The organism is Aliiroseovarius sp. S2029, from assembly GCF_023195575.1.
Taxonomy (GTDB): Bacteria; Pseudomonadota; Alphaproteobacteria; order Rhodobacterales; family Rhodobacteraceae; genus Aliiroseovarius; species Aliiroseovarius zhejiangensis.
In genome coordinates this window covers 408,654-426,903 of the sequence record NZ_JALPQE010000003.1, presented here as the reverse complement: position 1 = coordinate 426,903, position 18,250 = coordinate 408,654, and the positions used below count along the sequence as shown (strand labels likewise).

The following is an 18,250-nucleotide window of genomic DNA, read 5'->3' as shown; positions in this document are numbered from 1 at the left end:
TTCTTTATTTCATGCGTTAAGTAACGGAAAAACCTACGTGTTTATAAGGTTGTTGCGACCGCAACGAGTTTTGTTTACGAATCTTGCAGCGACAGGATCACAAACAAACCCGACCGCGCAGTCGATAATTCTTGCGTGACGGCAAAGAGCCTGTTTTTAATTGATCATCGGTCGGGCGGGACACGTCCGGCACAGATCAGACACAGATCGCGTTTGGGAGGAAGCGACATGAAATTCACACTGAAAACTGCTTTTGTCGGCGTTGTTGCGCTGGGGCTGACTGCCGGGGCCAGCGTGGCGCAAGAGGTCACGCTGCGCTGCCAGCATTTTCTGCCGCCGAAAGGGTCCACACCGCTGTACTTCATGACGCCCTGGGCCGAGAAGGTAGAGAAAGAATCCGGTGGACGGATCAAGGTCGAGCTGTATCCGGCCATGCAACTGGGCGGCAAGCCTCAGGCGCTTTACGACCAGATCCGCGACGGCGTGATTGATTGCGGCTGGGCGCTGCCCGCCTATACGCCGGGCCGGTTCCCCGAAGCCGAAGCCTTTGAACTGCCCTTTATGACCAGCCGCGATGCCGAGGCATCGTCGAAAGCTGCGTGGGAGTTCTCGGAAAAATACCTGATGGAACGTATGGGGGACGTCAAACTGCTGGCAACCCATGTTCATGGTCCCGGGATTGTCCATAAGAAGGGCGAACCTGTCATGGCGCTGGAGGACTTCCAGGGCTTGAAACTGCGCGGCCCGTCGCGTCAGGCCAATGCATTGCTTGAGACGCTCGGCGCATCACCTGTCGGGATGCCTATGCCGACCTTCCCCGAATCTCTGTCCAAAGGCGTCGTGGATGGGGGCGTGACACCCTGGGAAATCGTGCCGCCGCTGAAGCTGCATGAGCTGGCTGACAGCCACACGGAATTCCCCGGTGATCGTTCGCTTTACAACACGTTCTTCATCTGGGCGATGAACAAGGACACCTATGCAAACCTGCCCGATGACCTGAAGGCGGTGATCGATGCCAACTCGGGGCTTGAGACCTCGGGCTGGGCCGGTGCCTCTTTTGACAAAGGTGACGTGATCGGGCGCGAAATCGTGGCGGAATCGGGCAACAACATTCACCAGCTCGATCCTGCTGTCGTTGCCGAAATCCGTGCTCTGGGGGACAAGCAAACGGAAGCCTGGGCCGCGGACATGACGTCGAAGGGTCTGGACGGTGAAGGCATGGTGGCCATGGCCAAAGAGCTGGTCGCGAAATATTCCGACAACTGATCGTTGAGGGACGTGGCTTCGGGCAACCAGGCGTGCCCGAAGCCTTTTTATGTGCGCAGGCAATGTTCAACTGCGCATCACCGGATGAAGGGGGCAGTCGTGGCAATCGCAAAGACAGCGCAGGTGCGGGTGGGTCGCATTATGGAATTTGCCAGCCGCTGGATGGCGTATTCCGGTGGGGCAATTCTGGTCGCGATCGCACTGACAACGGTGGTCTCGATCATCGGTCGGACGCTTTCGGGCTTTGGTCTTAGCCCTGTCAAAGGCGACTATGAGATTGTTGAAATGGGATGTGCCGTCGCGGTTTTCGCATTCATGCCATGGTGTCAGTTGAAACGCGGTCATGTGACCGTTGATATATTCATTTCCAAGCTGCCGGACAGGATGCAGGCGATCCTTGGCCTGATTGGTGATCTGTTCCTGACAGGGGCGGCGTTTATCATTCTGTGGCGGTTGTGGCTGGGGTTTGGCGAGAAATTTCCCTTCGGCTCGGAAGGGCTGCGCTCAGCACTTGGTATGGGTGACAAACCCTTCTTTCCAGAAAGCACCTATGAGCTTGAGATCCCGCTTTGGATCCCCTTCGGCCTGTGCCTGATCGGCGCAGCCTTTTTCCTGATCGTTGCGGCATATTCAGTCTGGCGGTCCTTCAACTGGGTGCTTGATGGCAAGGAGCAGCGGGTATGACCGGAATAGAACTGGCGATCGTCGCCTTTGCCCTGATGCTGCTGGCCATCTTCCTGCGCCTGCCGATTGGGTTGGCGATGGGGCTGACGGGATTTTTTGGCATCTGGTACATGATGGGACACCCGTCAGTGACGCTGAGCCAGCTCAAGACGCTGTCATACGACACGTTCTCAAGCTATTCGCTGTCCATTGTACCGCTGTTTTTGCTGATGGGACAGTTTGCCACCAAGTCCGGCATGTCCGGCGCCTTGTTCGAGGCCGCATCCGATTGGCTGGGACACCGCAAAGGCGGTGTTGCCATGGCCGCTGTCGGGGCCTGTGCAGGCTTTGGCGCGGTGTGTGGCTCGTCGCTCGCGACGGCCTCCACGATGGGGCAGGTGGCCTTGCCCGAGATGCGCAAGCGGGGCTATTCCGACGCCCTGTCGACCGGGGTTCTGGCCGCCGGCGGCACGTTGGGCATCCTGATCCCGCCTTCGGTCATTCTGGTGATCTATGCGATCCTGACCGAGCAGAACATCGTGAAGATGTTCATCGCCGCGCTGGTTCCCGGCATCCTTGCGGCGCTGGGTTACATGCTGACCGTTGCGGTCATGGTGCGGATCAATCCCGACAGCGCCACGACCGCCGAGCGTATGCCTTACGCGCATCGATTCCGGACGTTGCTGTCGATCTGGCCGGTCGTTGTGATTTTTGGGCTGGTGATGGGCGGGATCGCTGCCGACTGGAACTGGATGAAACCCGGGGTGCAGGCGCTGTTCACGCCAACCGAAGGCGCTGCCGTCGGTGCGGTGGCGACCGGGCTTTATGGCGTGATGACCGGCGGGCTGACCTGGAAAGGGTTTCTGGACAGCATCCTGTCGACCGCGCAGGCCACCGCGATGATCTTTTTCATCGTGCTGGGCGCGCAGATTTTCAACTCGTTCCTAGCCTTTACGCAAGCCCCGCAAATGCTGGCCGAATGGGTGTCGACACAGGGATATGCGCCGCTGGTGGTGCTGGCCATGATGCTTGTCGCCTATCTGATCTTCGGCTGCGTGATGGACAGCTTGTCGATGATCCTTCTGACCATCCCGATCTTCTATCCGATCATCGAAGTACTGGATTTCGGCCTGACCCCGGAAGAGGCGGGCATCTGGTTCGGCATCCTGGCCCTGATCGTGGTCGAGGTCGGGTTGATCACGCCACCCGTCGGGATGAACCTGTTCATCATCAACTCGATGGCGCGCGACATTCCGATGTCGGCGACCTATCGCGGGGTGGCGCCCTTCGTGGTGTCCGACCTGATCCGCGTGGTGATCCTGGTGGCTTTTCCGGGCATCACGCTGTGGCTGGTGGGGGTGATGTTCTAGGCGGATAAAATCGCCACGGTTGGGGCAAATCCTCGTTGACCTTGCCCCGGCGCTTGGGTAATCCCAACCCAGTGCCCAAGTGGCGGAATGGTAGACGCAGGGGATTCAAAATCCCCCGCCTTCACGGGCGTGAGAGTTCGAGTCTCTCCTTGGGCACCACTCCGACGTCAGTTTGAACCGTCGTCAAATGGCGTGTGGTTTGGCGATCTGTCGCAAAGGACGGACCCATGGAAAAAGACCCCCGAAACCTTGCCGCCGACCTTCTGCATCTGCGCGGGCAGGGGTTGTCGAAAGGGGATCCGGTGGCGCTGCCGCTTGTGTCCAGTTCGATGTTCCACCTGCCCGGTGACCCGGACGCGGTGGCGTCTTATGGGCGGGTCGATAATCCGACCTGGCAGGCGCTGGAACACAGTCTTGCCGTATTGGAAGACGCGCCCTGCGTGGCTTTTCCGTCGGGTATGGCGGCGATTTCAGCCGCCCTTTTTGCCACGCTGACGGCCGGGCAGACGCTGCTCATCCCATCGGACGGGTATTACGTCACCCGCCTGTTGTCGACGCGGTTCCTGTCGCAACTGGGGGTCAGGGTGATCCAGCGTCCCACAGTTCGCTTTTCCGAGGGCGGGTTTGACGGCATCGACGTGGTGTTCATCGAAAGCCCCTCCAATCCGGGTCTGGACCTGTGCGACATCGCAGCGATTGCGGAAAAAGTGCGCGCGGAGGAAGGGATCACCATCGTGGACAACACCACCATGACACCTTTCGGCCAGCGCCCGCTGGCGCTGGGGGCTGATCTGGTGGTGTCCTCGGACACCAAGGCACCCGGCGGACATTCGGATGTGTTGATGGGGCATGTCGCCACGCGTGATGCCGCATTGCTCGAAGCGGTGCTGGACTGGCGCAAGATCTCGGGCGCGATCCCGTCTGCCCATGCGGCGTGGCTTCTGCATCGTGGGTTGGAAACGCTTGAGGTGCGGTTTGATCGCATGTGCCAATCGGCCCAGACCATTGCCCAGGCGCTAGAGGGGCACAAGGCTGTGCAAGCGATCCGTTATCCGGGGCTGGCCGGTGATCCCGCGCATGTTCTTGCCAAGCGGCAGATGCTGCGCTTCGGCTTTCTGATCGGCCTGACGCTGGCCGACAAGGATCAGGCCGAGGCGTTCATCACCGCCAGCCGCTATTTGCGTCCCGCGACGTCATTCGGCGGCGTGCACAGTTCAGCCGAGCGTCGGATCCGGTGGGGCGATGATGTGGCCGAGGGGTTCGTGCGGCTGTCGGTTGGCTGCGAGCCGGTTGACCCGCTTCTGGATGACCTGTTGTCGTCGTTGGACAATCTGGCCTGATACCCTGCCTTTTGCGGGAAAAGTCCCCCGATGGAATCATTGGACAACCGGAAAACGCGCAGCGACCTCGGCCCGACAACCCCAGATAGAGAAGTGTGGCAGGGCAAGGGCACGAAACCGCAGATTTTACCCGTAATGGGTGAAAACATTGGAAAAAATCGAGGATATCTTCATATTTTGGGCGCAAATTGCTATTAACAAAGTCATGTCGGACGGGTGTCCGACGCGTATGTAAAGGTTTCAAAGTTGAGCTTGCGTGATATCAGGGTGCAGGAAAACACGCCGATCCATTGGGCCGGGTTTTCGCCAATTTCACCGACACACGATCCGTTACGGGGGCGTCACTCGCGCGGGGGCATTGCGTCCTCGGGGCTGTCGGCCCATACGCGGGTCGAAACCCTGCGCGGGCCTGTGCATGCCCGTGACCTGCAGATCGGCGATCAGGTCAAGACCCATCGGGGCGGCTATGCGACCCTGCGCTGGGTTGGCACTTCGCGACTGTCTGATCAGGGCGATCCCCCGATGCGCCGCACCTCGTTCGATGGCCGCGAAAGCACGTCCCTTGTGACGCCGGATCAACTGGTGCTGATCACGCACCAGCAAAATGAACTCCTGTTTGGCGCGGCCGAAGTGCTGTGCAGCGCACGCGACCTTGCGGCGGTTGGGCTGTTCACACCGGATGAAACGGTCAATCCGACCTTCGTGCATGTGCTGTTCGACACCTATGAACTGCTGCATTGCGGTGATGACTGGGTTGAAAGCCTGCGGCCCGACATGGATCGTATCCGGACTGCTGACGCGGATACGGCGGATGAGATCCTGACCCACCTGCCCAAGCTGGCCAGCCATCAGGCGCGCGCGGCCTATGTGCGCACGCGCCCCATTCTCGATGAACGCGAGGTTTCGCTTCTGTTCGCATGACGGCAGCGGCCGGACTGGTCAGGACGGTGCTGAACGATCTAGCCACTCCTGCCAATCGGAAGGTGTATCGACATCAAACCGCGCGTGATCGGCGGGCAGGGGGATAAGGCGGGTGGGCAAATCTGCGATGACATGGTGCGCGCCCTGATCCCCTTCCAACGCGGACAAACGACCCAAAAACCGTGCCGGGATCAACACGGGATGGCCGGGTGCGTTGTCCTGCGTGGCGCCGCGCAGGATCCGGTCCGGGTCGAAACCGTCAGACAGACTCATCAGATCATCAAGTGTCAGGGCGGGCATATCTGCCAGCAGCACCAACACGCCGTCCAGCCCCTTTGGCAAAGACCCGATGGCGTGCGCCAGACTGTGCCCCATTCCCCGACCCGCATCCGGGCAGGGCAGTGGCGTGGCCAGGCTCTGCCGTACGAGGGTCAGACGGGTAGGCGATCGCGCGGGCAAGGCGACGAATACCCCATGGCCCGTGGCGAGGGCCGTGCTGATCCGTTTGGCAAGCAGCGACACCCCGTCATGCCCGCGCAGCATCAGCTTGTCCCGCCCCATCCGCCGTGACCGGCCCGCAGCCAGGATCAGGATGGCAAGGGATGGAGCGCGGGACATGACCTCACTTCTCGGGGATCAGGCCCTGTGGACTGAAACGCAGGACCAGAAGCAGAATGATCCCCATCGAGAACAGGCGCATATGGGCCGCCGAATCCAGCAGATGCGTTTTCAACGCCGACCCATCCGCCATGCCGGCTGTCACCATCGACATCAGCCAGTTGCCAATCGGTTCGACCTGGATCCAGAAGAACCAGATCACGAACGCCCCCAGCACGGATCCCAGGTTGTTGCCCGACCCGCCGACAATGACCATCACCCAGATCAGGAATGTATAGCGCAGCGGCTGATAGGTTCCGGGCGTCAACTGCCCGTCCAGCGTGGTCATCATCGCGCCTGCCAATCCGCACAGGGCCGAGCCGAGCACGAAGATCTGCAAATGGCGGCGGGTCACGTCCTTGCCCATCGCCTGTGCCGCGACCTCGTTGTCGCGAATGGCGCGCATCATGCGCCCCCACGGGGATTTCAGCGACAGTTGCGCCAGGATCACCAGAACCAGCAGCACCGCCGTAAACAGCAGTGAATAGGACAGCTTCACCGCCAGCGTCGAGGCCGTCGTGGTGTCCAGCCCAAGGGTTGCCGCCCGCTCTGCAAAGCCCGCGCTTTGTTGCAGGTCGACCTCATACGGGACGGGGCGGGGCAGGCCGATCACGTTCTTCACACCGCGCGCCAGCCAGTCCTCGTTCTTCACCACCGCCAGAATGATCTCGGCGATGCCGAGCGTGGCAATCGCCAGATAGTCCGAGCGCAGGCCCAGTGCGGTCTTGCCCACAAGCCATGCGGCGCCCGCCGCCAGAAGCCCCCCCACCGGCCAGGCCAGCAGCGTCATATAGCCATGGGCGCGGTAATTGTCGGGCCCGCCGGGATTCAGGCCACCCAGATACCCGGTCTGGGCCGGATTGATCGCCTCGACCCCGGCGACGCCCGCGTCAAAGATCCAGCGGAACACGAAAAAGCCGACGACGAGTGTCGCAAACATGGTCAGGCCACGCAGGCGTCCCTGCGCCATGGTTTTGTATTGCCAGACCATCAGCATGATGGTCGCAGCCCCCATCACAAGCCCCGCGACGATGCGAAACCCGCCCGCACCCCAGGCCCCCGGTGTGGGGGGCATGGCCACCAATACCGTGGCCAGCCCGCCCAGGGCCACAAAGCCCATGATCCCGACGTTGAACAAGCCCGCATAGCCCCATTGCAGGTTCACGCCCAGGGCCATCACGGCGGATATCAGCGCCATGTTCAGGATGGTGATGGACGAGTTCCAACTGCCTGAAAAGATCCAGGCCTGTGTCGAACCCTCCAGGATGAACAGAAGCGCCACCAGCGCGAACATTAGCGGAGTGCGAAGCGATTGGCTCATACCGATTGCCCCTTGAAAAGACCGGTGGGTTTGAACAGCAAGACGATGATCAGGATCACGAAGCTGACCGCGAATTTGTAATCTGTGGACATCAATTGCACGAGGCCCGAGGGCTCAAGGCTGTCCGGCAGCAGGTATGTGGCGACCTTCTTCCAGGCATAGGTCACGGTGACCTCGGAAAAGGCGATGACGAAACCGCCGGCGATGGCCCCCAGCGGGCTGCCCAGCCCGCCGACGATGGCCGAGGCGAAGATCGGCAGCAGAAGCTGGAAATAGGTGAACGGTTTGAAGGTCTTGTCCAGACCGTAAAGCGTGCCTGCGATGGTGATCAGGCCGGCCACGATGATCCATGTGATCATCACCACTCGCTCGGGATTGATGCCGGACAGCAGCGCCAGATCTTCGTTATCCGAAAAGGCGCGCATGGATTTGCCGGTGCGTGTCCTGTTCAGAAACCAAAACAGCGCGGCCACGACGATGACGGCGGTGACGATGGTCAACCCCTGGCTGGTTTTGAAGGCCAGCCCTTCATCCAGTCCGGTCATGGTCTTGAAATCACGCGCGCTGATGATGAACCGCGCGCCATCTGCAAAGCGCTGATCATCCGGGCCAATGATGAAGCGGACCACGCCATTCATGATGAACATCACCCCCATCGAGGCCATGACAAAGACGATGGGTTTGGCTTTGACCCGGCGATAGAAACGATAGACGACCCGGTCAGTGGCCAACAGCATCAGCGCGGTGCCGACAATACCGAAGGGCAGCGCCAGAAGGGCGGTGGGCAGTGGGTCGATCGACACGCCCATCGACTGAAACCACCATGTCACAAGGATCGTCACCATCGCCCCGAACGCCATGCTGTCACCATGCGCGAAGTTCGAGAATCGCAGGATGCCGTAAATCAGCGTGACGCCCAGCGCCCCCAGCGCCAACTGGCTGCCATAGGCCATCGCGGGGATCACGACGAAGTTGAGAAGTGCCACAACGGCATTCAGAAAATCCATCAGAACTCTCCCTCGCATGTGCCCAGATAGGTGATTGCCGTTGGCCCGTCATTGGAATGAGCGGTGAAGCGTGCCGTGTCGCCATTGCGTGACAGCAGGTATTCCGCACCTTCACCGGTGGCAAAAACGGTGATCAGCGGGGCATCCCGTTTCACGCCCACCACGGTCAGATCGCCGAAATCGGTGACGAGCTTGGAGTCGTCCAGTTCCGCTGTCAGCGCGAAGCTCGTGTCCTGACAGGCCTCTGTCTCGTAACATTCCATGGTGAACGCGCAGGTTTGGGCGAGGGCGGGCAGGGCGACAAAGCTGGTCGCGGCCACCACGAAAACATCTTTCAGCATCCTCATCCCCCCAGAAACGACCGGCGCACGTCGGGGTCGGCCAGCAGCTCTTTGCCAGATCCGGTATGCGCGTTGGCGCCCTGCACCAGCACATAGCCTTTATCTGCAATCTCAAGGGCTTGTCGGGCGTTCTGTTCGACCATCAGGATGGAAATGCCGGTGCGCGCCACTTCGATGATCCGGTCAAACAGCTCGTCCATCACGATGGGGCTGACGCCCGCGGTGGGTTCATCCAGCATCAGAACCTTGGGCTTGGTCATCAGGGCGCGCCCCACGGCCACCTGCTGCCGCTGACCACCCGACAGCTCGCCTGCCGCCTGATTGCGCTTTTCATGCAGGATCGGGAACAACTCATAGACCTGATCCATGGTGCCGGAAATGTCGTCCTCGCGGATGAAGGCGCCCATTTCGAGGTTTTCCTTCACCGTCATCGAGGTGAAGATATTCTGCGTCTGCGGCACAAACCCCATGCCCTTATGGACACGCGCCTGCGGGGACAGGTCTGTGATGTCCTCGCCATCCAGCCGGACCGAGCCCTGGCGCAGGTTCAGCATCCCGAACACGGCCTTCATGCCGGTGGATTTGCCCGCGCCATTGGGGCCGACGATCACCGCAATCTCGCCCTTGTCGACGGCAATGGTGCAATCATGCAGGATGTCCGGGCCGTTCTTGCCATAGCCGCCGGTCATGCTGTCGCCGATCAGAAAGGCATCGCCCGTGTGCATCTGGTGCCCGGTGCCCGAGCTTGGGGTCAGCGTACCCTGACCCTTGGGATTGACGATCGAGGCATCCTTGTTGCCCCGCGCGTCCTGATAGGGGTTCCCGCTCATGCGCCCACTTTGTCCTTGTTTTTCAATCCGGTGCCCAGATAGGCCTCGATCACATGCTCGTTGGCCTTGATCTCGTCCAACGTGCCTTCGGCCAGCACCTTGCCTTCTGCCATGCAGATTACCGGGTCGCACAGACGTTCGATAAAATCCATGTCGTGTTCGATCACGACGAATGTATAGCCGCGTTCTTCGTTCAGGCGTTTGATGGCGTCGGCGATGGTGTAAAGCAGGGTGCGGTTCACGCCTGCGCCGACCTCGTCCAGAAAGACGATCCGCGCGTCGACCATCATCGTGCGGCCCAGTTCCAGCAGCTTTTTCTGACCACCCGAGATCTCGCCCGCCCGCAGGTCCGCGATATGGGAAATGGTCAGAAATTCAAGCACTTCATCGGCCTTGGCACGCAGGGCGCGTTCTTCGTCGGCGATCCGTTTGCGGCCAAACCATGTGTTCCAGAGCTGTTCGCCCGACTGACCGCCCGGCACCATCATCAGGTTTTCGCGACAGGTCATCGACCCGAATTCATGCGCGATCTGGAAGGTGCGCAGAAGCCCCTTGTGAAACAGCTCGTGCGGCGGCAGGCCTGTGATGTCCTCGCCCGCCATTGTGATGCGGCCCGAGGTCGGGGGCAGCACGCCGGCAATCACGTTGAACAATGTCGTTTTGCCCGCGCCGTTTGGTCCGATCAATCCCGTGATCGAGCGTTCCTCGATCCGCATCGTGGCGCCGTCCACCGCGTGAAAACCGCCGAAATGCTTGTGAACGTCTTCGATGACGATCATGTCTGTCCCCTCTCGCAACCGGAAGTAGGCCGCTTTTCTTACCAAAACAGCCCGGACGTGATCCGGGCTGTTTCGTTGTTCATGCAAGGTCGATTAGTGGAATTTCACCGCCTCGATGGCGCCGCCCTTGATCTCGATCTCGCGATAGCTGCCGCCGCTTTCACCGGGGCCGATCAGTTCTACGTCGGAACCGCCGACATAGTCGATGTCACCGCCACCGGCGAGGATCTCAAGCGCCTTGCCCAGTTCGCCCGGTCCGATGGGTTCACCGGGGGCGTTGGCCACCATGGTCACAGCTTCCGCGACAGCCGCGCCGTCGGTCGATCCGGCCGCCTGCATGGCCAGAAGCAGAACAGCGGCGCTGTCATAGCCTTCCTTGGCATAGGGCGATGTGCCGTCGATCCCGGCCGCGGCCAGCATTTCTTCCAGCTTGCCCGCGCCGTCATTGGCCGAGCTGGGGTGTTGACCGAAGCTGCCGTCGATGTCACTGCCGAATTTCTGGGTCAGGATGTCCGACACCATGCCGTCGGGCAGGACGAACGTGTCAAACGCACCAGTGTCCAGCGCGCCCTGGATGATGCCCGAACCGCCCTGGTCCGAATACCCGGCAACGACAAGCGCCTGACCACCGGCAGAGGCCAGCGCGCCCACCTCGGCGGAATAGTCGGCCTTGCCTTCCTCGTGGGCGGCATTGATGGTCACTGTGCCACCGGCTGCTTCGAAAGCAGCCGCGAAGCTGTCGGCCAGACCTTTGCCATAGTCGTTGTTGGTATAGGTCACGGCCACTTCGTTGATGCCGCGGCTGGTGATGATGTCGGCCATGATTTCACCCTGACGCGCATCCGACGGCGCCATGCGGAAGAACAGCCCGTTGTCCTCGATGGTCGACAGGCCCGGCGACGTGGCCGAGGGCGAGATCTGAACGATGCCGTTGGGCAGCGCCACGCTGGTCAGAACCGCGCCGGTCGCACCCGAACACATCGCGCCCACGATGCCGGCAACGCCGTCACCGGTGACCAGACGTTCAGCGGCGGCGGTGGCAGCGGCAGCATCGACACAGGTTGAATCACCGCGCACGGCGGTCACGGTGGACCCTTCCATGAACAGGCCCGAATCGTTGATCTCGGCAATCGCCAGTTCCGCACCGCCCGCGATATGCGGGGCCAGCGATTCAAGCGGGCCGGTAAAGCCCAGAAGCACGCCCACCTTGATGTCGTCTGCAAAGGCCGCGCCGCTCATCAATGCGCTGGCGGCGGTGGCCATAAGAATCTTTTTCATGTTTTTTCTCCCAGTTGGAAAATTCCGAAGCCGAGCCTAGGCAAGCCCATCGGAAAAGAAAAGGCCCAAGCGTGACCCACGCACAAAAAGGCGCCACGTCAAGCGGCAGCCCCCGGACGGGGCAGGGCATAATAGATGCTGTCGCACCATTCCCCGTTGACCTGCAACGTATTTTCGGCGTGCCCCGTCACCTGAAATCCCAACCCGTCCAGCAGCCGGGCCGAGGCGATGTTGCGCGGGTCGATTTCGGCAGTGATCCTGTCGATCCCCGGATGCCGGTCCCAGGCGGCACCCAAGACGGCCATAAGGGCTTCGCGCCCCAATCCCTTGCCCCAATGGTCGGGATGCAGGATGTATCCCAGTTCGGCAATCTGCCACAGACCCGCCTTGCCGATCACCCGGCCTTCATGCGCGACGACATATTCCAGCCCGGTGGCCCTGTGCGAGCGGATCATGCCGTCCAGCACCTGCTGCGTTTGGGAATGTTCGGTATGGGCCGGGTGGCTCCAGTAACGCATGGCGTCGGGGTGGGCGAAGACCGCGTGCAGATCGTCCAGATCGTCCTGTCGCGGGGCGCGCAGGCACAGCCGGTCGGTGCGGATCATGGCGCCACGCGCGTGGCGTGGCTGCCGCGTTCACGATACGGTGTCGTATCGTAATGCGACCGATAGCATTTCGAGAAATGCGAGGGGCTTGAGAAGCCGCAGGCCAGCGCCACGTTGATCACGCTCATATCCGTCTGCATCAGCAGGTTGCGCGCCTTTTGCAGACGCAACTCCATGTAATACCGCTTGGGCGAGCGGTTCAGGTACCGGCGAAACAGGCGTTCCAACTGCCGTGTGGACAGGCCCACATCAGCGGCCAGGATCGAAGGTGAAATCGGCTCTTCGATATTGGCTTCCATCTTCTGGATCACTTCGCTGAGCTTCGGATGCCGCACGCCGATCCGGGTGGGCACCGACAGGCGCTGGGTGTCGCGGTCGGTGCGGATCGAGGTGTAGATCTGTTGATCTGCGACGATGTTGGCGATGTCCTCGCCATGTTCATCCGCGATCAGTTTCAACATCAGGTCAATCGACGATGTGCCGCCCGCCGCCGTCATGATGTTGCCGTCGATCACGAAAACCCGCTTGGTCAGGTCGACCTCGTCAAAGGCTTCGGCAAAGCTGTCATGGTTTTCCCAATGGATCGTCGCGCGCTTGTCGTTCAGAAGCCCGGCCTTGGCGATCACATGGGCGGCGGTGCACAGGCCCGCGATCTTGACCCCGCGCCGGGCCTCGCGGCGCAACCAGTTCAGAAGTTTCGTCGTGCAATGGCTCTGCACATCGACGCCCGAGCAGATCACCACGCAGTCCTCACGCTTCAGCTCTACCAGGTCACTGTCCAGGTTGAATGAGGCGCCCGCCGATGACGTGATCGTCTGGCCGCCTTCACCCATCAGAACCCATTCGTACAACCGCCGCCCGGCAGCCCGGTTGGCGATGCGCAGCGCATCTATGGCGCCCGCGAAGCTGAGCAGGGTGAAGCCTTCGACCAACACGAAGACGAAACGGCGCGGGGCCGTCGTTGCGGGTGTTGGGTCTTTTGTCATCCGAGTCACCTCGTCCAAGAGGGGTTTTAATGTGGTTGCGGGGGACCACATCAGGTTTGCGCGCCTGCGACAAGGGTGAAACAACAGGGCGAAATCGCGCGGCGTCTGTCCTGAGAGGGGTCCATCGGGGCAGAGCGGTCTGCCAGAACAGTAAACCGACCCGTGCGTATTCCATAACGGTAATTGCACGTGACCGCCGACCGCGTTAGAAGATGGGCTTCACCCCGCACCTGCGGGAAACCATGCAAGACGGAGCAATGACATGACGCAGTGGGACAAGTCGGCCTGGCGCAAGAAGCCACGGGTGCAGATGCCTGACTATACCGATGCGGCCAAACTGGCCGAGGTCGAGGCACAGCTTGCGAAATATCCTCCGCTGGTCTTTGCGGGCGAAGCGATGCGCCTGCGCGCCCAGCTTGGCCGCGCCTCACGCGGAGAAGCGTTCCTGTTGCAGGGTGGGGATTGTGCCGAAAGTTTCTCGGATTTCTCGGCCGACGCGATCCGCGATACGTTCAAAGTGATGCTGCAAATGGCGATGGTGCTGACCTATGGCGCCAAGGTGCCGGTCATCAAGGTTGGCCGCATGGCCGGACAGTTCGCCAAGCCGCGCTCGGCGCCGACCGAAACCGTCGGCGGGGTTGAACTGCCCAGCTATCGCGGTGACATCATCAACGAGCTCGATTTCTCTGAGGCAGCGCGCATTCCCGATCCGCAGAAGATGTTGCAGGCCTATACGCAAGCCGCAGCAACCCTGAACCTGCTGCGTGCTTTTTCGACCGGTGGTCTGGCGGATGTGCACAAGGTGCACAGCTGGACGCTGGGCTTCACTGAAAGCGACGAGGCCGAGAAATACCGTGAAATGGCCGAGCGTATTCAGGACACGCTGGATTTCATGCGCGCCGCCGGCGTCGACAGCGACCGGGCGCACACCTTGCAGACGGTCGATTTCTATACTTCGCACGAAGGGCTGCTGCTGGAATACGAAGAAGCGTTGACCCGCCTGGACGCGACCACCGGCAAGACGGTGGCAGGCTCGGGTCACATGCTGTGGATCGGCGACCGCACCCGCCAGCCCGATGGTGCGCATGTGGAGTTCTGCCGCGGTGTGGTGAACCCCATCGGCCTGAAATGCGGGCCGACCACAACGGCGGACGATCTGAAGGTTCTGATGGCCAAGCTGAACCCGAACAACGATGCCGGTCGTCTGACCCTGATCGCACGCTTCGGGGCAGGGAAGGTGGCCGAGCATTTGCCGCGCCTGATTCAGACCGTGAAAGACGAAGGCGCTAATGTCGTCTGGTCCTGCGATCCGATGCATGGCAACACGATCAAATCGGCAACAGGCTACAAAACCCGGCCCTTCGATTCCGTGCTGAAAGAGGTGCAGGAGTTCTTTGCCGTCCACAAAGCCGAGGGCACGATCCCCGGTGGTGTGCATTTCGAAATGACAGGCGCCGATGTGACAGAATGCACCGGCGGCGTGCGCGCCGTCACGGACGAGGATCTGTCGGACCGCTATCACACCGCCTGCGATCCGCGCCTCAATGCCAGCCAGTCTCTGGAACTGGCGTTTCTGGTGGCCGAGGAACTTTCCTCCATGCGCAGCGAGGATGCCGCCGCCATCAAAGCGGGCTGACTGTCTTGGCCGGATCCACACAACCGGATCAATCAAGGCCAGATCAAACAGAAAACCCCGGTCCAGGCGGCCGGGGTTTTTCGTGTCTTTTGGCGCGGGGCCTCAGTCCTGTTTGACCAGCCGCAAATGACCCCCCGGGCGCCTCGGCGGTTCGATCTGCATCGAAGATGATGCACCGTGAAAACTTGCCGCCAGTTCGGCCAGACCGGGCACCGGAATGCCGCGCGCGTCCGAGGGGCGCATGATATGTCCTTCGCTTTTGCGGTCCCGCGTCGGTCGGATATCGACGCGGGTCACATCCGGCTTTTCGTCACCCGCTGGGACCGCCGCATCAGCGCCGCGAATATCCCAGTATCCGGGGCGGGACAGAGTCTCTTGCCGCGGACGCGATCTGCGTGCTTTGCCGTGGGTGCCGGGCATCGTCAGGGGGCGTATATCAAGATTGCGCACACCGAAGCGTTGCGGACCGCGACCCAGCGCACCATCGACCTGAAACCCGCCCAGAACACGGGTGACGTTGCCGTGAATGTCCTTCAGCGGCAACAGGATCAACTGGGCGTCCAGCGTCTTGTGAAACAGCTTGCTTTCGCTTTGCAGGGTCAGGCTGACCTCGGCAGGGGTCGTGAACACGCTTTCCAGCGCCTCCTGCACCTCATCGCGGGCATCGGGCGTGAACAGGGCGCTCAGGGGCATCCCGCGCACCTCCATCGACAGGGTGTCGCTGATATGCTGGCCCGCCAGCCGTATGCGCGCATGGCCCGGCGCGATCCGTTCCAGGATCATGGCATGGGCCAGGTTCTCTCCGATGCCGCGGGGGTCCACGTCGCCACGCGTGGGCATCAGGCGACCGTTTCGCAAGGCGTGCCAGTAAGCTTCGATCTGTGCGATGGCGGGAAATTTGATGGTGCGCCGGGCCGAAGCCAGCGCGATCACATTGCCATCTTTGAGGTATTCAATCTTCATCTTCGCGTCCCAGGAGTTGAAACGATTTTAATAAAATGTGTCGTAACCAGCGAGCTTGTTCAAATTGTGACCGTTTGTTAACGATTGGAAGGATAATCCTTACCGATGTCTTAATATGTCACATTCCTCTCGAAATTGGCATAAAAACTTAACGAATGGTTAATTCCACATGCCACATTCCATGACAGGTTTCGCCAGCATCGCAGCCGAAGACGAAGGCTGCAACTGGGTCTGGGATCTTCGATCGGTCAATGCGCGGGGGCTGGATATCAAGATCCGGCTGCCCGACTGGCTGGGCGGGTTGGAAGAGCCGCTGCGCAAGGCGCTGAAGGCGTCGGTGGCACGTGGCAATGTTTCGGTCAGCCTGAAAATCACCCGCCGCGACGAGGCTGGACAGACCGCGATCAACCCCGACGGGTTGGAACGCGCCTTGGCTCAGTTGATGGCCATCGCCGCCGAAGCCGAAGCCCGCGGCCTGCGGGTCGCACCCGTGCAACCCTCTGATATTGCAGGGATGCGTGGTGTTCTGGAACAACGGGCCATGACCGACGAAGACACCGCCCCGCTGTTGACCCGGCTGGCGAAGGACATTCCCCCATTGATCAGCCAATTTCAGGCCTCGCGCGCGCAGGAAGGGGCGGCATTGACGCAACTTCTTTCCCAACAGATTGACGATGTCGCGCAGCTTGTCACCGCTGCCGAAGGCGTGCTTGCCGCGCGGCAGGACGCACAGGTCGCGGGGTTGCAGACGGCTCTTGCCCGCGTGCTGGACAACAGCGACGGCGCCGATCCCGACCGTGTTCAGCAAGAACTTGCCATTCTGGCCGTCAAAACCGATGTGCGCGAGGAAATCGACCGCCTGAAAGCCCATATCGACGCCGCACGAAGCCACCTGACGTCGGATCAGCCGGTTGGCCGCAAGCTGGACTTTCTGATGCAGGAGTTCAACCGCGAAGCCAACACCCTGTGTTCCAAGGCGCAGTTCAAGGAATTGACCACCATCGGCCTTGACCTGAAGCACGTCATAGATCAGATGCGCGAGCAGGTTCAGAACGTGGAGTAGCACTATGTCCGACAGGCGCGGCCTTCTTATCATTCTGTCCTCGCCTTCGGGTGCGGGGAAATCGACACTGGCGCGGCGGTTGATGGAATGGGACCCGACGCTCAGCTTCTCGGTCTCGGCCACGACGCGCGCGCCGCGCGAGGGCGAAGTGGACGGGCAGCACTACCATTTCGTGGACGAGGCCAGGTTCAAGGAGATGGTCATTCAGGGCGAGATGCTGGAACACGCTCACGTTTTCGGCAATTTCTATGGCTCACCGTCCGAGCCCGTGCGCCGCGCGATCGAGGCCGGACGCGACGTGCTGTTCGACGTGGATTGGCAGGGCGAGGTGCAGATACGGAACTCTTCGCTCGCCTCGCATTCGCTGTCGATCTTCATCCTGCCGCCCTCGATCAAGGAATTGCGCGCGCGGCTGGTGGGGCGCGGGCAGGACGACGAAGCCACCATCGCCAAGCGGATGCAGAAAAGCTGGGACGAGATCAGCCACTGGGGCAGCTATGATTATGTGCTGATCAACGACGATCTGGACCAGACCGCCGAACGCCTGATCACCATCGTCGAAGCCACCCGCCAGCGCCGCAATCAGCAACCGGGATTGTTGAACCATGTCCGTAAGTTGCAGGCCGAATTTGAAGAGGGAAACCAATGATCTATGAACTGGACGGGATCGCCCCCGGAATTGCCGGGGACGCCTTTGTCGCCGCCGACGCCAACCTGATTGGCAAGGTGCGGATCGGGGCACGCGCTTCGGTCTGGTTCGGCAGCACGTTGCGCGGCGACAACGAGTTGATCACGGTCGGCGCGGGCACCAATGTGCAGGAAAATTGCGTTTTTCACACCGATATGGGCTTTCCGCTGACCATTGGCGAGAACGTCACTGTGGGTCACAAAGTGCTGCTGCACGGCTGCACCATCGGCGACGGCAGCCTGATCGGCATGAACGCCACCGTGATGAACGGCGCCGTGATCGGCAAGAACTGCCTGATCGGGGCAGGGGCGTTGATCACCGAAGGAAAGGAAATTCCCGACGGCTCGATGGTGCTGGGCGCGCCCGGCAAAGTGGTGCGGGAATTGGATGAGGCGACGATCAAGGGGCTGTATGAGTCTGCTGTGCACTATCAGGAAAACGCAGCGCGGTTCTTGACCGGGTTGAAGGGGGTTGGTGGATAAAGGGCTTCGGCTGCATCGAGCCGATCGCCTCGGATACCGGATCGCTCGAGTTTT

General features: G+C 61.1%; 19 protein-coding genes and 1 tRNA gene. 10 read left to right on the top strand and 10 right to left on the bottom strand.

Annotated features, from left to right (window positions below; translation table 11 throughout):
- The first annotated feature begins 228 nt into the window (after positions 1-228).
- The 6 genes from MUY21_RS08960 (at position 229) to MUY21_RS08935 (ending at position 5,560) form a co-directional block, all read left to right on the top strand.
- Positions 229-1,266 (top strand): TRAP transporter substrate-binding protein, encoded by a 1,038-nt coding sequence (locus MUY21_RS08960; RefSeq protein ID WP_248409993.1) that lies wholly within the window; start codon positions 229-231, stop codon positions 1,264-1,266.
- A 99-nt stretch (positions 1,267-1,365) separates the two neighbouring features.
- A complete protein-coding gene (locus MUY21_RS08955; RefSeq protein ID WP_248409991.1) occupies positions 1,366-1,950 on the top strand; it encodes a TRAP transporter small permease in 585 nt (194 codons plus the stop codon).
- Positions 1,947-3,299 carry a TRAP transporter large permease gene (locus MUY21_RS08950; protein WP_248409990.1) on the top strand — a complete coding sequence of 451 codons (1,353 nt, stop codon included), beginning with the start codon at positions 1,947-1,949 and terminating at the stop codon, positions 3,297-3,299. The genes MUY21_RS08955 and MUY21_RS08950 overlap by 4 nt, the downstream gene beginning before the upstream one ends.
- A gap of 73 nt (positions 3,300-3,372) precedes the next feature.
- Positions 3,373-3,458: transfer RNA gene (locus MUY21_RS08945), tRNA-Leu, on the top strand.
- A 68-nt stretch (positions 3,459-3,526) separates the two neighbouring features.
- Positions 3,527-4,639, top strand: coding sequence for a cystathionine gamma-lyase (locus MUY21_RS08940; protein ID WP_248409988.1), 1,113 nt, complete (start codon positions 3,527-3,529; stop codon positions 4,637-4,639).
- 246 nt (positions 4,640-4,885) lie between these two features.
- On the top strand, positions 4,886-5,560 hold the full coding sequence (locus MUY21_RS08935) for a Hint domain-containing protein (RefSeq protein WP_248409986.1): 675 nt from the start codon (positions 4,886-4,888) through the stop codon (positions 5,558-5,560).
- 18 nt (positions 5,561-5,578) lie between these two features.
- On the opposite strand, the gene MUY21_RS08930 is transcribed toward MUY21_RS08935, so the two are convergent.
- The 9 genes from MUY21_RS08930 to MUY21_RS08890 all read right to left on the bottom strand — a co-directional run bounded on the left by MUY21_RS08930 (position 5,579) and on the right by MUY21_RS08890 (position 13,364).
- The gene (locus tag MUY21_RS08930) at positions 5,579-6,178 is read right to left on the bottom strand and encodes a nucleotidyltransferase family protein (protein WP_248409985.1); all 600 of its coding nucleotides are present in this window, start codon (positions 6,176-6,178) and stop codon (positions 5,579-5,581) included.
- A gap of 4 nt (positions 6,179-6,182) precedes the next feature.
- A complete protein-coding gene (locus MUY21_RS08925) occupies positions 6,183-7,538 on the bottom strand; it encodes a branched-chain amino acid ABC transporter permease (protein WP_248409984.1) in 1,356 nt (451 codons plus the stop codon).
- Complete coding sequence (locus MUY21_RS08920; RefSeq protein ID WP_248409983.1) at positions 7,535-8,545, bottom strand: branched-chain amino acid ABC transporter permease; 1,011 nt, start codon at positions 8,543-8,545, stop codon at positions 7,535-7,537. Before MUY21_RS08920 ends, MUY21_RS08925 begins: the two co-directional genes overlap by 4 nt.
- On the bottom strand, positions 8,545-8,886 hold the full coding sequence (locus MUY21_RS08915) for a hypothetical protein (protein WP_248409981.1): 342 nt from the start codon (positions 8,884-8,886) through the stop codon (positions 8,545-8,547). Before MUY21_RS08915 ends, MUY21_RS08920 begins: the two co-directional genes overlap by 1 nt.
- Positions 8,887-8,888: 2 nt before the next feature.
- Entirely contained in the window at positions 8,889-9,716 is an 828-nt protein-coding gene (locus MUY21_RS08910) for an ABC transporter ATP-binding protein (RefSeq protein WP_248409980.1), read from the bottom strand.
- Complete coding sequence (locus MUY21_RS08905) at positions 9,713-10,495, bottom strand: ABC transporter ATP-binding protein (protein ID WP_248409978.1); 783 nt, start codon at positions 10,493-10,495, stop codon at positions 9,713-9,715. Before MUY21_RS08905 ends, MUY21_RS08910 begins: the two co-directional genes overlap by 4 nt.
- 93 nt (positions 10,496-10,588) lie before the next feature.
- Positions 10,589-11,773 carry an ABC transporter substrate-binding protein gene (locus MUY21_RS08900; protein ID WP_248409976.1) on the bottom strand — a complete coding sequence of 395 codons (1,185 nt, stop codon included), beginning with the start codon at positions 11,771-11,773 and terminating at the stop codon, positions 10,589-10,591.
- 98 nt (positions 11,774-11,871) lie between these two features.
- Complete coding sequence (locus MUY21_RS08895; RefSeq protein WP_248409975.1) at positions 11,872-12,378, bottom strand: GNAT family N-acetyltransferase; 507 nt, start codon at positions 12,376-12,378, stop codon at positions 11,872-11,874.
- Positions 12,375-13,364, bottom strand: coding sequence for a GlxA family transcriptional regulator (locus MUY21_RS08890; protein WP_248409974.1), 990 nt, complete (start codon positions 13,362-13,364; stop codon positions 12,375-12,377). The genes MUY21_RS08895 and MUY21_RS08890 overlap by 4 nt, the downstream gene beginning before the upstream one ends.
- Before the next feature lie 262 nt (positions 13,365-13,626).
- Between MUY21_RS08890 and MUY21_RS08885 the strand changes: the two genes are divergently transcribed.
- Entirely contained in the window at positions 13,627-15,000 is a 1,374-nt protein-coding gene (locus MUY21_RS08885) for a 3-deoxy-7-phosphoheptulonate synthase class II (RefSeq protein ID WP_248409973.1), read from the top strand.
- Positions 15,001-15,102: 102 nt separating this feature from the next.
- Here the strand turns inward: MUY21_RS08885 and MUY21_RS08880 are convergent, their stop codons facing one another.
- The gene (locus tag MUY21_RS08880; RefSeq protein ID WP_248409972.1) at positions 15,103-15,963 is read right to left on the bottom strand and encodes a PAS domain-containing protein; all 861 of its coding nucleotides are present in this window, start codon (positions 15,961-15,963) and stop codon (positions 15,103-15,105) included.
- A 181-nt stretch (positions 15,964-16,144) separates the two neighbouring features.
- Between MUY21_RS08880 and MUY21_RS08875 the strand changes: the two genes are divergently transcribed.
- From MUY21_RS08875 to MUY21_RS08865, 3 genes are read left to right on the top strand one after another with little or no spacing between them, the layout of a single operon-like run.
- Positions 16,145-17,026, top strand: coding sequence for a YicC/YloC family endoribonuclease (locus tag MUY21_RS08875; protein ID WP_248409971.1), 882 nt, complete (start codon positions 16,145-16,147; stop codon positions 17,024-17,026).
- Positions 17,027-17,030: 4 nt separating this feature from the next.
- Positions 17,031-17,675, top strand: coding sequence for a guanylate kinase (gene gmk / locus MUY21_RS08870; RefSeq protein ID WP_248409969.1), 645 nt, complete (start codon positions 17,031-17,033; stop codon positions 17,673-17,675).
- Positions 17,672-18,196 carry a gamma carbonic anhydrase family protein gene (locus MUY21_RS08865; protein WP_248409968.1) on the top strand — a complete coding sequence of 175 codons (525 nt, stop codon included), beginning with the start codon at positions 17,672-17,674 and terminating at the stop codon, positions 18,194-18,196. Before gmk ends, MUY21_RS08865 begins: the two co-directional genes overlap by 4 nt.
- The last annotated feature ends 54 nt before the right edge of the window (positions 18,197-18,250 follow it).

Coding starts and splice junctions, on each gene's coding strand:
- MUY21_RS08960 (WP_248409993.1), top strand. CDS start 229: ATGAAATTCACACTGAAAACTGCTTTTGTCGGCGTTGTTGCGCTGGGG.
- MUY21_RS08950 (WP_248409990.1), top strand. CDS start 1,947: ATGACCGGAATAGAACTGGCGATCGTCGCCTTTGCCCTGATGCTGCTG.
- MUY21_RS08940 (WP_248409988.1), top strand. CDS start 3,527: ATGGAAAAAGACCCCCGAAACCTTGCCGCCGACCTTCTGCATCTGCGC.
- MUY21_RS08930 (WP_248409985.1), bottom strand. CDS start 6,178: ATGTCCCGCGCTCCATCCCTTGCCATCCTGATCCTGGCTGCGGGCCGG.
- MUY21_RS08925 (WP_248409984.1), bottom strand. CDS start 7,538: ATGAGCCAATCGCTTCGCACTCCGCTAATGTTCGCGCTGGTGGCGCTT.
- MUY21_RS08920 (WP_248409983.1), bottom strand. CDS start 8,545: ATGGATTTTCTGAATGCCGTTGTGGCACTTCTCAACTTCGTCGTGATC.
- MUY21_RS08915 (WP_248409981.1), bottom strand. CDS start 8,886: ATGCTGAAAGATGTTTTCGTGGTGGCCGCGACCAGCTTTGTCGCCCTG.
- MUY21_RS08910 (WP_248409980.1), bottom strand. CDS start 9,716: ATGAGCGGGAACCCCTATCAGGACGCGCGGGGCAACAAGGATGCCTCG.
- MUY21_RS08905 (WP_248409978.1), bottom strand. CDS start 10,495: ATGATCGTCATCGAAGACGTTCACAAGCATTTCGGCGGTTTTCACGCG.
- MUY21_RS08900 (WP_248409976.1), bottom strand. CDS start 11,773: ATGAAAAAGATTCTTATGGCCACCGCCGCCAGCGCATTGATGAGCGGC.
- MUY21_RS08895 (WP_248409975.1), bottom strand. CDS start 12,378: ATGATCCGCACCGACCGGCTGTGCCTGCGCGCCCCGCGACAGGACGAT.
- MUY21_RS08890 (WP_248409974.1), bottom strand. CDS start 13,364: ATGACAAAAGACCCAACACCCGCAACGACGGCCCCGCGCCGTTTCGTC.
- MUY21_RS08885 (WP_248409973.1), top strand. CDS start 13,627: ATGACGCAGTGGGACAAGTCGGCCTGGCGCAAGAAGCCACGGGTGCAG.
- MUY21_RS08880 (WP_248409972.1), bottom strand. CDS start 15,963: ATGAAGATTGAATACCTCAAAGATGGCAATGTGATCGCGCTGGCTTCG.
- MUY21_RS08875 (WP_248409971.1), top strand. CDS start 16,145: ATGACAGGTTTCGCCAGCATCGCAGCCGAAGACGAAGGCTGCAACTGG.
- gmk (WP_248409969.1), top strand. CDS start 17,031: ATGTCCGACAGGCGCGGCCTTCTTATCATTCTGTCCTCGCCTTCGGGT.
- MUY21_RS08865 (WP_248409968.1), top strand. CDS start 17,672: ATGATCTATGAACTGGACGGGATCGCCCCCGGAATTGCCGGGGACGCC.